The organism is Sphingomonas sp. (assembly GCF_041661885.1).
Taxonomy (GTDB): Bacteria; Pseudomonadota; Alphaproteobacteria; order Sphingomonadales; family Sphingomonadaceae; genus Sphingomonas.
This window is the reverse complement of record NZ_JBAZTL010000005.1, coordinates 224,594-237,889: the sequence shown is the minus strand read 5'-3', so window position 1 is coordinate 237,889 and position 13,296 is coordinate 224,594. Positions and strand designations below refer to the sequence as shown.

The following is a 13,296-nucleotide window of genomic DNA, read 5'->3' as shown; positions in this document are numbered from 1 at the left end:
ATGAACGACTGGCGCATAGTCGAGCGGGACAGACGCGATATCCTCGGCGAGGGAACGCTCTGGTCCGCGCGTGAGAACGCTTTGTTCTGGGTCGATATCCTCGCGCCTGCCGTCAATCGTCTGTCGCTCGCCGATGGCAGGATCGACCGCTGGAACATGCCCGAGCCGATCGGCTGGCTGGTCGAGCGCGCGGAGGGCGGCTTCATCTGCGGGTTACAGAGCGGCTTTGCCGAACTGACGCTCGATCCGTTCGCGATCCACCTCATCGCCGATCCGGAGCCGCACCTGCCTGGTAGCCGCATGAACGACGGCAAGGCGGATGCGTCCGGCCATATCTGGTGCGGCACGATGGACATGGCGGAGGAGGCCGATTGCGGTGCGCTGTACCGGCTCCGCCCCGGCTTCGTCTGGGAACGGATGGATACGGGATACCGCGTACCGAACGGGCCCGCGTTCTCGCCCAACGGGGCCTGGCTCTATCACTCGGATACCGCGCAGCGGACGGTCTACCGCTTCGCGCGCGACGCCGACGGGCTCGGCGAGCGAAAGCCCTTCATCCGCTTCAAGGAGGCTGAGGGCTATCCCGACGGCATGACGATCGACAGCGAAGGCCATCTGTGGATCGCGCATTGGGGCGGGAGCCGCGTCAGTCGCTTCGATCCCGACGGCAAACTCGACCTTGTGGTGCCACTGCCGGCCCGCCAGATCACGAACGTCGCATTCTGCGGCAAGAACCTCGACCGGCTGTTCGCAACATCCGCGTTGGTCGGCCTCGACGCGCGCGCCGAGGACGGTGCGCTGTTCGAAATAGCCGTCGATGCTACGGGCGTGCAGCCCGGCCTGTATCGCGGCTAGGTGTTTGATCCCACTGTTTGATGGTGTGATCCTTTCGGTGGAATGGAAGGAAGCCGCATGGGACAGGTACGTTACGGGAACGCCACGACCAAGCACGCCGGTGGCCAGCAGGTAGAACGTTACTGGAACCCAGATCAGCCCGGTGCCGATGGCAGGAAATAGCGAGAATACGCCCATCGCCACGCCCCACAGCAAAGCGCCGGGGATACCCATCGCCCAGAACACGAGGCCGCCGGTCGCCCCCTGAAGGATCGCGACAATCACGCTGCCCTTGATGGTCGCGCGGATCACCGCGACGAACTTCGCGATGAGGACCGCACGCTGGTCGGGGGTCAGCGGAATGGCGCGCTCAATCCGCGCCGCCAGCTCGTGCCCGTCGCGCAGCAGGAAGAAGGTGAGGTACAGCATCACGCCGAGCGCAAGGAAGACGGCGAATGTCCCTTGGCCGATATTGAGAACCTGTCCGGCCACACTCTGGAAGCTGCTGGCGAAGCCCTGGCCGAGTTTGGTGCGCAGCCCGCCCATGTCGCCGAGACCGATATCGGCGAGCCAGCTTCTGGCCCAACCGGGAAGATGCCCCTGCGTCTCCACAAACAGACGCCCGAGATCGATGTCTCCAGTGCGGATGCGCGCGTAAAAGGCGGTCGCCTCGCGCAGGAGGGCTGCCGCCAACAGCATTGCTGGCACCACAACCACGATGACGATGACGATGACGAGCAGCGTTGCGAACGCAGCGCTGCCCCGCCGCCGCGGCATCGCGCTAAGCACGCGCGCATTGAGCGGTTCGAAGAGCACGGCTGCAATAACGGCCCAGAGAATTGCGCCGGAGAAAGGCGCGATCAGCCAGACGAAGGCGAGCGTGGCAATCGCAACCAGCGCCACGAGAGTGATACGCGCGAGCACCGTGGGGGAGAGCACGCCCTCGCTCATGTCGCCACAATCTGGTTGCGGCCGGGGACTGCCGATACCCGCGCTGTAAGGCGCCGCACCAGCGGCTTGCAGCCTTCGAGCAGTACCAGAAGGACGATGCCCAGCCCGACCGCGAGCGCCATGTCGCTCCAGGCAATCGATCCGAACTTCAGCAACAGCCGCGCCTGTGGGAGAAACAGGATCAGCGCGGTTACCCCGGCGATGGCAACCGCGACATAGCGAAGTGCCGCATTGTGCCGAACGAGCGCATCGCCGATCGACGCGTTGAACGATCGGTTGACCAGGATCAGCGCAACGATTTCGGCAATCAGCGCGAAGAACGTGAGCGCGCGGAGTTCGATCTCCGGCATTCCGGACCAGTTCTCGACCAGAAAGACCGTCGCCAGCATCGCAAAGGCGAGGGCGCCCTGGAACACGCTCCAGACGATCATCGGCAGCGAAAACAGCGCTTCGGACGGATCGCGCGGCCGACGTTGCATGATGTCGTCCTCGTCGCGCTCGGCCTCGAACACCAACGCGCAAACCGGATCGATGACCATTTCGAGCAACGCGATATGGATGGGCCCGAACAGGATCGGCAGGCCGAACAACAAGGGCAGCAATGCCAGCCCCGCGATCGGCACATGCACCGCGAAGATGAACGCCATCGCCTTACGGATATTGTCGTAGATCCGCCGCCCGAGCCGGACCGATTGCACGATCGATCCGAAGTCATCCTCGAGAAGCACCGTGGCGGAGGCTTCGCGCGCGACGTCGGTGCCGCGCTTGCCCATGGCGATCCCGATATGCGCGGCCTTGAGCGAAGGCGCGTCGTTGACCCCGTCCCCGGTCATCGCGACGATTTCCCCGTCCGCCTTGAACGCCTGCACGATGCGGAGCTTCTGCTCCGGCATGATGCGGGCGAAGACTGTGACGGTCTTCAATCGCTCGGCGAGTTGCGTGTCGTCGAGCGATGCGAGATCGGCACCGGTCAGTACGTCGCCGTCGGCGATTCCCGCCTGGGTCGCGATCGATCGTGCGGTGGCGGCATAGTCGCCGGTGATCATCACGACCCGGATGCCGGCGCTGCGGCATTCCGAGACCGCGCCGGGGACGCTCGCACGGATCGGATCGGCCAGCCCGACCAGCCCGGTCAGCGCATAGTCGTAGTCGCGCTGGGTTTCGGCCCAGTCACGATTTGGTGGCGTGGCGGTCGCGACGGCAAGCACGCGGATACCGCGGATCGCCATCGCTTCGACGGCGGCTGTCATGGCTGCGAGCGCTTCCCCGGTAAGGTGGCAAAGGCCGGCGATCGCTTCCGGGGCACCCTTGGCCGCGATGGACAGCGTGTCGCCATCGTCCCAGACGTTCGACATCGCTAGCAATTCGGAGCGCAGCGCATAAGCATGAACCGGCGCACCTGTCGGCAAAGGCATCGTGGGGACGGCGGCGCGAGCGCCATGCAGGGCGATATCCATCGGATCGGTCGGCTCAGCGGCACTCGCGAGCGCCGCATTCTCGATCAAGGCGTGATATGAATCCGGGACCACGACGTCAGGCCCGATCGTGAGCGTATCGCCGGATGGCAGCCACAATGCCGCAAGCGACATGCGGTTTTCGGTCAATGTGCCAGTCTTGTCGGTGCAGAGTACGGTCGCCGACCCAAGGGTTTCGATCGCCGCCGCACGCCGGGTTAGCACCCCGACCTTGCCGATCCGCCAGGCACCCATTGCGAGAAACACCGTAAGGACGACCGGAAACTCCTCGGGCAGCATCGACATGCCGATCGCGATCCCCGCGAGCACCGCTTCGATCCAGCCGCCGCGCAGCAGGCCGTAGAGCGCCACCACCAGCAATGCGACCGCACCGCCGCCGATCGCGCACCAAGTCACGATCCGCGTCGTCTCGCGGCGCAGGCGCGGCGCTTCGGTATCGAGCGTCGCGAGCGATTGACCGATCCGGCCGATCTCGCTGCGTGGCCCGGTGGCCAGCACACGCGCGGTACCGCTTCTGCGGGCCACGAGCGAGCCGGAATAGACATAGGGTTGGCCTTCGCCACCTGGCCGGCGGGTCTCACGGTCGGCTTCTTCAACCGCAATCACTTTCCCGACCGGAAGGGACTCGCCGGTCAGCAGCGACTCGTCGGTCTGGAGGTCGCTCGCCTCGACGAGAACCGCATCGGCGGCGATTCGGTCGCCCTGTTCGAGTACGATCAGGTCGTCGCGCACCACCTCGCGCCCGGCGATGTGCACGCGCGCGCCATCGCGGATGACGAGCGCGCGCGGCGCGGACAGGTCACGCAATGCCTCCAGCACATGCTCGGTGCGGGTTTCCTGGATGACGGTCACGCCGACCGAAAAGGTCGCAAAGCCGAGTAGGATCAACGCCTCGGTCAGATCACCGAGCAACAGATAGGCGACACCGCCTGCCAGCAGGAGCGCCAGCATCGGCTCGCGCAAGACTTCGAACGCGATCCGCAGCACCGATCGCCGTCCCGCGCGGGCAAGTTCATTGGGGCCGTCTGCGGCAAGCCGCGCGGCGACTTCCTCCGATGTTAGGCCGACGCGCTTCTGGCTTTCAATCATCGCTTCCGCCCTCACGACCTTCGCGTCCCTCGCCACCCCCCTCGCCAGAGCCGTTGCGATGGCAGCGCGCACAGTTCTCGATGTTCCGGATCCCTTCCTCGGCGTGCTTGGCACGGATCTGGTCGGGCTGGTGCTGGTGGCAGCTGAAACAAGTGTAGCGGCTGACATCGCCACCGGTGTGGCAGGTCGCGCAGGACGCATTGTGCGGGCCGGTCAACGCGAAGTACTTGGCATGCTCGAAGGTCGCTGGCTTCCACCCGGCCTGGGTGTGACACGCCGCACAGTTGCTGCCGGCCTGCGCATGCAAAGGCGTTTGCGGAGCACGGTGGCAGGTCGCGCACTGGCCACGCACGTCGGGCCGCAGCAAGGCGTGGGCGAAGCTCTGCCGCGATGCCTTCACCAGATGGGGCGCGCTATGGTCGGTGTGGCAGGCCATGCAGTCGGGCGTCGTCAGCGACTGATGGAAGGCGACCGCATCGCCACGCCCTTTGACCGCCGCGCCGGTCGTGGTCCGTATGCCGATGTCGGCGACCTTGTGGCAGGCGGTGCAGCGCGTCGCCGACGCGCCCTTGAACGGCGCATGGCAGGCAAAGCAGTTTGTCGTGATGCTCGCGTGCGCCGGGATCAACGGCCCCGGCGCAACCATCAGGTGCGGCAAGGCAAAGACAAGCGCGATCAGCCCGCACAGGTTGATGACGATCAGCCAGAGGCCCCAACGGCGCATCATCTCCACCCCCAGAACAGGCAGATCGCGATGATATGCGCCAGCGCCAGCACGCCGAACGCCAGCGTGATCGGCAGGTGGACGACGCGCCATGCCTTGACGACATCGAAGGTGAGGCTGTCCCAATAGGTCTGCTCTTCAAGCGCTTCAGCCGACAGCCCCCGCGCGCGCAACCGCGTGCGGGTCGCTTCCAGTCGTTTGCGCGATCGTCCCAGCAGATATTTGCCGGTCAGGCCGCTGGCGATGTTGATGAGCATCGCCCAAACCGCGAGCCAGGCGAGGATCGCGTTGAAGTGGATGCCGGCATGGACGAGGACCAGCAGCGATCCTGCCCAGGCGAGCCGCTCATGCCAGCGGAGCAGGTTGGCCGGCTTGCCCGACTTGATCAGCTTGCGCTTGCGCATCGAATAGCCTGACGACGCAAGGATCAGCAGGACACCGGGAATGCCGAGATAGCGACCGATCCAGACGGCATTGGCAAGGTGCAATGCCGCGTCGAGTGCCAGTGCAGCACCCCCGAGCGCGGCGAGCGACAGGTAGAACGGGATGACCTCGCGGCTCAACAGGCTGGTGCGCAGGCCGCTCATGCCTGGAGCACCAGATCGCCGGTCGGCACAGCCACACAGAGCAGGCAATGGCCCTTGGCGACCTCGAAGGACGATGGTTGCGGGTAGCGGACTTCACCCGCCGTCAGCGCCGTCTCGCAGGTGCCACAGCTTCCCGATCGGCAGCCGGAGTCGACCGCGATGCCGTGGCGTTCGGCGAAGTCGAGCAGGTTCTTGTCAGCGCCTGTCCAACTGAGTGTCCGGGCCGAGGTCACGAACCGTATCTCGATCGGCGTTTCGAGAAGGGCTGCGATTCCCTGTTCGGGGGACTCGATCGAGGCCGGACCGAACGCTTCATAGTGGACAGCGTCGCCTGCCATGCCCCATTCGCGCAAAGCGGGAACGAGGCTCGCCATCATCGGTGGTGGCCCGCACACATAAAAGCTGTGCCGACCGTGCGGCAAGGCGCGGCGCAGCAGCGCGACATCGATAAAGCCTGTGGCGTGAAAGCTGTCCTCTTCGGCCTTTCCCGGAAGCGGGCAACTTTGGACGATCGTCACGTGGAAATTGGGATGCTGCTGCTCCATCGCTAGAAGGTCGGCCTCGAACACCAGTTCGCGACGATCTTGGACACCGTAGAACAGATGGAGAGCGCGGTCAGGCTGCGTCGCGAGCGCGGCGCGCGCCATTGCGAATACCGGCGTGATGCCGATGCCGCCCGCGATCAGGACTGCGGGGATGCTGGGGTCGTCTTCAAGCACAAATGCCCCAGCAGGCGCGCGTAGCTGAAGGATGGCACCCGGTGCGACCCTGTCGTGGAAGTGATTCGAAACGAGCCCAGGCGACAGATCGGGCCGATCGCGCGGCGCTGGGACCCGCTTCACCGTGATCCGAAACGCTTGCGGGTCATGCCGGTCGGACAGCGAGTAGCAGCGGGTGACCCGTCTAACCTGGCCCTGGCCATCGGGCAGCTCCAACTGGAACGTCAGGAACTGGCCGGCGCGATATGGAGCAAGCGGCTGCTGATCGACGGGCTCCAGGTAGAAGGAAGTCTGGCTGGTCGCGTCATCTTCATCCTCGCGCGATCGGACGCGAAAGGCGCGTAAGCCGATCCAGGCCGCGTTTGGGAGCGAGCGGCCCTGGACAGGTTCCCCCAAGGACGGTCGGCGGCGAAGCGCTGTGAAGAGGATCGCAACGATGACCTGGGCCAGCAGCGCGGCGGAAATATAGCCGAGGAGCGCGAGCGCCGTCACCCGCACCAGCATTTGGGTGAATCGGCGGCGCAGTGTTTCATACCGCCGTTCCCACCAGCAGGCCGATCCCGGCTGTCAGGGCCATTGCCAGCGCCCCCCAGAAGGTGACGCGGATGGTCGCGACCCAGACCGGCGCGCCACCCGCCCGCGCTCCAACAGCACCCAGCACCGCGAGGAATAAAAGCGATGCGAACGCTTCGATGACGACCAGCCAGGGCGCTGGCGCAAAGATGACGATCGCCAATGGCAGCGCGGCACCGGCGGTGAAGGTCGCGGCGGAAGTGAGCGCAGCCTGGATCGGCCGCGCCGTCGTCCTCTCGGAGATGCCGAGTTCGTCATGGGCATGGGCGGCGAGCGCGTCCTTGGCCATCAACTGCCGCGCTACGATGTCGGCGGTTGCCGAATCGACGCCGCGCTTCATGTAGATGCCAGCCAGTTCCTGGATTTCCGCAGCGACGTCGCTGGACAGTTCGGCGCGCTCGCGCGCAAGATCGGCCTGTTCGGTGTCAGACTGCGAGCTGACCGAGACATATTCGCCGGCCGCCATCGACATGGCCCCAGCGACCAGTCCCGCGACGCCCGCTATGAGGATATCGCCCGGCTTTGCGGCGGCTGCCGCCACGCCAATGATCAAGCTGGCGGTCGAGACGATGCCATCATTGGCCCCCAGCACAGCAGCACGGAGCCAGCCGATGCGCGACACCAGATGGCGTTCAGGGTGAAGGCGCAGCCTAGTCATCGCCGTGTTCGCCTTTTTCGGGACCGCCGCCGCGTTCGCCCGCATCGGCATGAGCACCGGGGGTGAATGCTAGGGGGTCGACCACCGTGGCTCCATACGTAGTTCCCGCGATCACGATCGCTGCGGCAGGCAACGCCAGGGGCGCCGGAGGACGCGCATCTTCTACGCCAGGGTGCAGATCGGCGCGCTTGGTCCCGGTGATGAACGCGCCGATCAGATTGTCCTTCGTCAGCAGCGACATCACGATGACGGCGGCGACGTGCAGCGCGATGAGGCCAAGCAGGACATTCGCCAGCGTCTCATGCAGCCCACCTTCGGCTTCGCCCTGCATCGTGGCACCGGTATAGACGATACCGCCGACCGTCCCGAGCAAGGCGATGATCGCGATGCCGCCAAGTGCGTTATGGCCGATCGACCGCTCAGGCTTGCCGGAGAAAAGGCCGCCGATGTGATGCGCGATCTGATGGGGCTTCAGGAAATCGGTGAAGCGTGCGTGCTCGCCGCCAATGACGCCCCAGACCAGCCGGAACGCAATGAGGATGGCAGCGACCCATCCGGCCGGCACATGCCAAGGTGCGAGCGCGCTGCCCTCTTCCGACGACAGGAACGCGATCAAGTTGGTCGCGACCAGCAACCAGTGGAACAGGCGCACCGGCAAATCCCACACGCGAACGCGCGCGGGTGACGACGGGGCGAATGAAGCCGGTGAAATCAATGAGTCGGTCACGGTCACCTCCAATGGGGCAACCCATCGACCAGACTTCTGACGGAAACCTGACGGCGGCGCTTATCCGTTCGCCTCGGGCGCGGCGAAGGTCACGCGGAACAGCGCGCCGCCGCCGGGGGCGTTTTCGACCGCGATGGTTCCGCCATGTGCCTGTGCGAGCCGCTGGACGATGCCGAGGCCGAGACCCGCCCCGTCTGTCTTGCGTCGGTCCTTGCGCCAGAAACGCTCGAAAATGTGGGGCAAATCTTCGTCAGTGATGCCGGGACCGTGATCGCGCACGCTGATCTGTGGTCCGGGTCCGGCAGTCACCTCGATCGGTGTATCGCCGGGCGCATGGGCGAGCGCGTTGTCGATCAGATTGCGATAGATGCGATAGATGGCCTCGGCATGGCCCAGCGCTCTCGTATCGCCAACCGCGTCAAACCGCAGGTCGCGTTGCGCCTCGAACACCTTGGGCGCCATCGTAGCAACAATCTCGCGACCGATATCGGCGAGGTCGACGATCGTGTCTGGCTCGACTGCCAGCGCGTCAGCCTGGGCCAGATCGAGCATCTGGCCGACCAGGCGGGTCATATGCTGTGTGTCGGCTTGCAGATCATCCCGCAGGGGACTGGCCGGCAGGTTGTCGAGCGACAGCTGCATGATCGATAGCGGGGTGCGCAGTTCGTGCGCCGCATTGGCCGTGAAACCGCGCAGGATGGCCATCGTCTCGTCGAGCCGGGTCAGCGCACGGTTTACGGCCCGGACGAGCGTATTGACCTCGCGCGGTTCGGGCGCCTCGGAAAGGCGCAGCAGGACATTGTCAGGATCGAGCGCATCGACCTCGGCCTCCGCGCGTCGGAGCGGCTGGAGAACGCGGCGGACCGCAAAGACGTTGAACAGCAGCAGCAGGAGCGACAGCGGAATCAGCGGCAGAATGACATGCTGCACGATCTCGTTGACGATCACGGGCACGTAGGGGCGAATGCCGTCGCCTTCAAACTGCATGAACAGCCAGCGTTGCTGCCCGTCCTGAACGACCGAGCGGACGCCCGAAATCCGATAGCCGCCAGGGACACGTTCTCGGCGCGTCCAGTCCATCAAAATGCCGGTGGGAGCATTGACGCGCAATGGCGCCGCGGACGACCTATCGGCGTTCGATTCAACATAGCGCGCAGCCCAGTGTTCCGCCCCAGGCGGCCCGGCAAGCAGGTCGGGGGCCAAAGTGGTCGATCCTTCCGCTTTGTTCGCTTCGAGCGTCAGCAGTTCCTGCGCGAGCGATTCAGGCTGTCTGCTGTAGGTGATGACGACGATGCCGACGTCGAGCAACGCGAACAACAGGGTGAATGCGGCCAGCCGCGTCGCAATCTGCCGGAACAGCGTCGGCCCGACCGGTCCCTTCTTGCTGTTTCCCGCTCTATCCATAAACAGTGACAGGCGCGAACAGCGCATAGCCGACGCCGTGGACCGTCCGGATCTGGACGTCAGCCCCGGCGGTGGTCAGTCGCTTGCGCAGGCGCGAGATGCACGCCTCCAGCGCATTCGGCGTCACTTCAGCATCCAACGAGTAGAGTGCGCCCTCGAGCGCAGGCTTGGCGACGACATGGCCGGCTCGCCGCAAGAGGCATTCGAGCAGGTCGACCTCGCGTGGCGTTGCTTCCACCGCAAGGCCAGCCACCGCGACGCTGCGTTCGGCAGAATGCAGAATGACGTTTCCGACCGTGAGTTCGGTCCCCAGCGATGCCCCGGGGCGCCGCAGCAGCGCGCGGCACCGTGCGGCGAGCTCCGGAATTTGGAACGGCTTGACCAGATAGTCGTCAGCGCCAGCGTCCAGCCCCAGCACCCGATCATCGAGCCCGCCGCGCGCGGTCAGGATAAGGATCGGCACCGTATCCTGACGCCGCCGCAGCCGGCGAACCAAATCCAGACCCTCGCCGTCAGGCAGGCCGAGATCGAGCAGCATCAGGTCATAATCGTTGATCTTCAGCGCGTGTTCGGCGCCATCGACCGTTTCACACCAGTCGACGGCGAAGCCCTGACGATCGAGACCCTCGCGGATCAGGCTCGCCAGACGGGCATTATCTTCAACCAGCAGCAGGCGCATTGTCGATGTCCGTCCCTTCTGCCGCCCGCTTGTAGCCGGTAATCATCGCGAGCGGCAGGTTCTCGCGGTGGCGGATGCTTTCGACGATCGCGCCGATGACGTGCAGCGCAACCGCACCGATCAATATGTTGGCCGTCACCTCATGCAGGGTCTCGACCCACGCGACGCCCCAGAACGCATCAAGGCCCATCATCCAGCCGGTTGTGCCGACCGTCGCGAGCAGAACCAAGAGTAGCACAATCATCGCCGCGCCCGCCGGATTATGGCCAACATAGCGCGGCTCGCGCTTGCCCAGCATCGCGGTGAAATAGCCGACCAGCCGACGCGGGCCAGGCACGAAGCTGGCGAAGCGGGCATGACCCCGCCCGACGAAGCCCCAGCCGAGCCTGAGGATCAGGGCCGCGATGACGGCATAACCGACATAGATGTGCTGGCTTTCTGCATGTCGCAGAAACGTCAGGTTGGCGATGACACCGCCCGCGACGGTCCAGTGGAAGATACGGACGATCGGATCCCACACCCTGACCCGGCGGGGGACCGGGCCAGGGGTGGGCGCAGCGGCGACGGGGGCGGTCGCGGCCACGATCAGTCGACGTTGTTCTGGACGACCGCGCCGGTCACCGGATTGAAATAGACTTCGGCGCGCTTGCCGTCCTTGGTGTGGGCATAGATCTCGTAGCAGCTGCCCGAAACCTGGAAGACCTTGATGTCGCGGTAGCCCATCTTGGCGATCTTCGCCTTCATCTGCGCCTGTGTCAGCCATTTGGCTGGCGGCACCTTGGTGCAGACCGGGGCCGCGCTTGCGATCGATGCAACCGACAGGGCGGCGGCGGTCAGGGCGAACTTGAGCAATCTGGAACGCTTCATGGGACAATCCTCTGTGATCGGGCGGTGTTGCCGACCCGGCTAAATCGGACTGCGCCAGGCTACTGACGAAAAGCTGACGGAAGGCGAAAAAGCCGTGGCCCGCAAATTTCGGGCTCTCTGAACGCTGCGTCAGGAATGCGTCAGGACATCGTTGCACAAGCCGGTCGTCGCCGCTGTCGGCGCATATCGGAGATACACCATGAACCGTACCCTGTTCGCTGCGGCCGCCAGCGTCGTCGCCATAATTTCCACCAGCGCGATCGCCGCGCCACCGGAAGGTAAACCACTTTCACCGCAGACCCGCACGAACCTCGAAGCCGCTATGCACGGGGAGGCGTATGCCAACCTCAAATATCTGCGCTACGCCGATCAGGCTGAGGCGGCAGGCAAGCCCGCGCTCGCAAAGCTCTTCCGCGCCTCCGCCAACATCGAGGCGAACGAGCATTTCGATCGCGAGGCCCAGGCGCTGAAGCTTGGCGGCGCGAACAGCGCCAATCTCGAGGATGCGATGGCCGGCGAGCATTACGAGAACGTCACGATGTACGTGAACTTCGCCAAGCAGGCCGAAGCCGATGGCGACGTGAAGGTCGCGGCGATGTTCCGTCAGATCGCAGTCGACGAAGGAACCCACTACGACGCTTACAAGGCCGCGCTGGCAAAGCTCTCGGCGAGGTAGGCGGTCTCGGCGTCAGTTTCAGTGTTGGTGTTGGTGTTGGTGTCGCTCAAACTCTAATCACGGGCGAGCCGACACTCCCAAGCTCTGAAACCAGCGAGGTTCGGCAAGCTCGCATTGCCACAGTTCGTCGCAGTCCGTTCACGGCTGGTCGCAGCAGTTCGCAAAAATCCGCTTCAAAAACCCGGACGGAGACCCGGACGCAAAACCCAAAACCAGAAAAAATCTAATGATTTCAATAGGTTTTGGCGGAGACGGAGGGATTCGAACCCTCGGTACCAGTAAACCCGGTACGGCGGTTTAGCAAACCGCTGGTTTCAGCCACTCACCCACGTCTCCGGATCACGGCGAAGGGCGGCTATAGCCGCGCCTGCGTTCCGGATCAACAGCGCGTTCGCATGTTATCTGGCCTAAAATCGACTCGGCTGGTCGCGGTCAATCGGGTGGTTCATTGTCGGGACAGGCACGATCGCGTTACGAGAGCGGATTGCAGCGTGGGGAGAAGAACGATGCGCAAAGTTTGGGCGAAGGCCTCGAAGAGTGGGGCCATTTTCGTGCTGGCGCTGGCCACGGCCTCTGCTCCTGTCACCGGGCAGGTGCGGACGATCGACCCCAATCAGGCGATCGACGCCGATCTTCGCAGGCAGGCGACCTCCGCCCAAACAAGGCCGCAAGATCCAGCCACGGGGCCGACCGCGCCGGATACGCCGCGTTACCCCGACGCGCCGCAATCGACAGTGCCGCTTTCGGGACAGCCCCCGGTGGCGGGTGCGCCGCAGGACGGCGCCACGCGCGATGCGCGTTCGCAGTCGGTTGCGCGCGAAGGAGCCGACGCCGAATCCGCCGCCAGCCAGACCTTTCAGAAGCAGGAACTGCTCAACGCCGCCGAGGGAACCTTCGGCAAGGGCGCGGCGGGCCTTGCCGGCATCCTGGAGCGCACGTTGAAGGAACAGGGCCAGCCCAACGCCTATATCGCGGGGCGCGAGGCGTCGGGCGCGATCGTGGTTGGCCTGCGCTATGGCAAGGGTACGATGTTCCACAAGATCGAAGGGCAGCAACCGGTCTATTGGACCGGCCCCTCGGTCGGCTTCGATCTTGGCGGCGATGCCAATAAGGTGTTCGTTCTGGTCTATAACCTTTACGATTCGGAAGACCTGTATCGGCGGTTCCCCGCGGGCGAGGGTCGGGTCTATTTCGTCGGCGGGTTCGCCGCGACCTATTTGCGGCGCGGCAATATCGTGCTGATCCCGATCCGGCTTGGCGTCGGCTGGCGACAGGGCGTGAACCTTGGCTATATGAAGTTCAGCCACAAATCGCGGTGGTTCCCCTTCTGATG

At 64.8% G+C, this 13,296-nt stretch carries 13 protein-coding genes, 1 tRNA gene and 1 pseudogene; 3 read left to right on the top strand and 12 right to left on the bottom strand.

What is annotated here, in order from left to right; all coding sequences use genetic code 11:
• Positions 1-855 (top strand): SMP-30/gluconolactonase/LRE family protein, encoded by an 855-nt coding sequence (locus WC704_RS11745; protein WP_372890227.1) that lies wholly within the window; start codon positions 1-3, stop codon positions 853-855.
• A 90-nt stretch (positions 856-945) separates the two neighbouring features.
• Here the strand turns inward: WC704_RS11745 and WC704_RS11740 are convergent.
• The 11 genes and pseudogenes from WC704_RS11740 to WC704_RS11690 form a co-directional block, all read right to left on the bottom strand.
• A pseudogene (locus WC704_RS11740) lies at positions 946-1,785 on the bottom strand (AI-2E family transporter); the annotation flags it as partial.
• On the bottom strand, positions 1,782-4,349 hold the full coding sequence (locus tag WC704_RS11735; RefSeq protein WP_372890098.1) for a cation-translocating P-type ATPase: 2,568 nt from the start codon (positions 4,347-4,349) through the stop codon (positions 1,782-1,784). The gene WC704_RS11735 and the pseudogene WC704_RS11740, both read right to left, overlap by 4 nt.
• Positions 4,342-5,076, bottom strand: coding sequence for a cytochrome c3 family protein (locus WC704_RS11730; RefSeq protein WP_372890097.1), 735 nt, complete (start codon positions 5,074-5,076; stop codon positions 4,342-4,344). The genes WC704_RS11735 and WC704_RS11730 overlap by 8 nt, the downstream gene beginning before the upstream one ends.
• The gene (locus WC704_RS11725; protein WP_372890096.1) at positions 5,073-5,660 is read right to left on the bottom strand and encodes a hypothetical protein; all 588 of its coding nucleotides are present in this window, start codon (positions 5,658-5,660) and stop codon (positions 5,073-5,075) included. Before WC704_RS11725 ends, WC704_RS11730 begins: the two co-directional genes overlap by 4 nt.
• On the bottom strand, positions 5,657-6,871 hold the full coding sequence (locus WC704_RS11720) for a 2Fe-2S iron-sulfur cluster-binding protein (RefSeq protein WP_372890095.1): 1,215 nt from the start codon (positions 6,869-6,871) through the stop codon (positions 5,657-5,659). Before WC704_RS11720 ends, WC704_RS11725 begins: the two co-directional genes overlap by 4 nt.
• A 37-nt stretch (positions 6,872-6,908) precedes the next feature.
• A complete protein-coding gene (locus WC704_RS11715) occupies positions 6,909-7,610 on the bottom strand; it encodes a VIT family protein (RefSeq protein ID WP_372890094.1) in 702 nt (233 codons plus the stop codon).
• Positions 7,603-8,337: a cytochrome b/b6 domain-containing protein gene (locus WC704_RS11710; protein ID WP_372890093.1), complete on the bottom strand. Its 735-nt coding sequence runs from the start codon at positions 8,335-8,337 to the stop codon at positions 7,603-7,605. Before WC704_RS11710 ends, WC704_RS11715 begins: the two co-directional genes overlap by 8 nt.
• A 60-nt stretch (positions 8,338-8,397) precedes the next feature.
• Entirely contained in the window at positions 8,398-9,768 is a 1,371-nt protein-coding gene (locus tag WC704_RS11705; protein ID WP_372890092.1) for a sensor histidine kinase, read from the bottom strand.
• On the bottom strand, positions 9,734-10,420 hold the full coding sequence (locus WC704_RS11700) for a response regulator (RefSeq protein ID WP_372890091.1): 687 nt from the start codon (positions 10,418-10,420) through the stop codon (positions 9,734-9,736). Before WC704_RS11700 ends, WC704_RS11705 begins: the two co-directional genes overlap by 35 nt.
• Entirely contained in the window at positions 10,401-11,003 is a 603-nt protein-coding gene (locus tag WC704_RS11695) for a cytochrome b/b6 domain-containing protein (RefSeq protein ID WP_372890090.1), read from the bottom strand. Before WC704_RS11695 ends, WC704_RS11700 begins: the two co-directional genes overlap by 20 nt.
• A 2-nt stretch (positions 11,004-11,005) precedes the next feature.
• On the bottom strand, positions 11,006-11,287 hold the full coding sequence (locus tag WC704_RS11690; RefSeq protein WP_372890089.1) for a PepSY domain-containing protein: 282 nt from the start codon (positions 11,285-11,287) through the stop codon (positions 11,006-11,008).
• A gap of 199 nt (positions 11,288-11,486) precedes the next feature.
• Between WC704_RS11690 and WC704_RS11685 the strand changes: the two genes are divergently transcribed.
• Positions 11,487-11,963 carry a ferritin family protein gene (locus tag WC704_RS11685; protein WP_372890088.1) on the top strand — a complete coding sequence of 159 codons (477 nt, stop codon included), beginning with the start codon at positions 11,487-11,489 and terminating at the stop codon, positions 11,961-11,963.
• A 243-nt stretch (positions 11,964-12,206) separates the two neighbouring features.
• Here the strand turns inward: WC704_RS11685 and WC704_RS11680 are convergent.
• Positions 12,207-12,299: transfer RNA gene (locus WC704_RS11680), tRNA-Ser, on the bottom strand.
• Between the two features lie 170 nt (positions 12,300-12,469).
• Here WC704_RS11680 and WC704_RS11675 point away from each other — a divergent pair.
• Complete coding sequence (locus WC704_RS11675; RefSeq protein ID WP_372890087.1) at positions 12,470-13,294, top strand: EipA family protein; 825 nt, start codon at positions 12,470-12,472, stop codon at positions 13,292-13,294.
• Positions 13,295-13,296 lie beyond the last annotated feature (2 nt).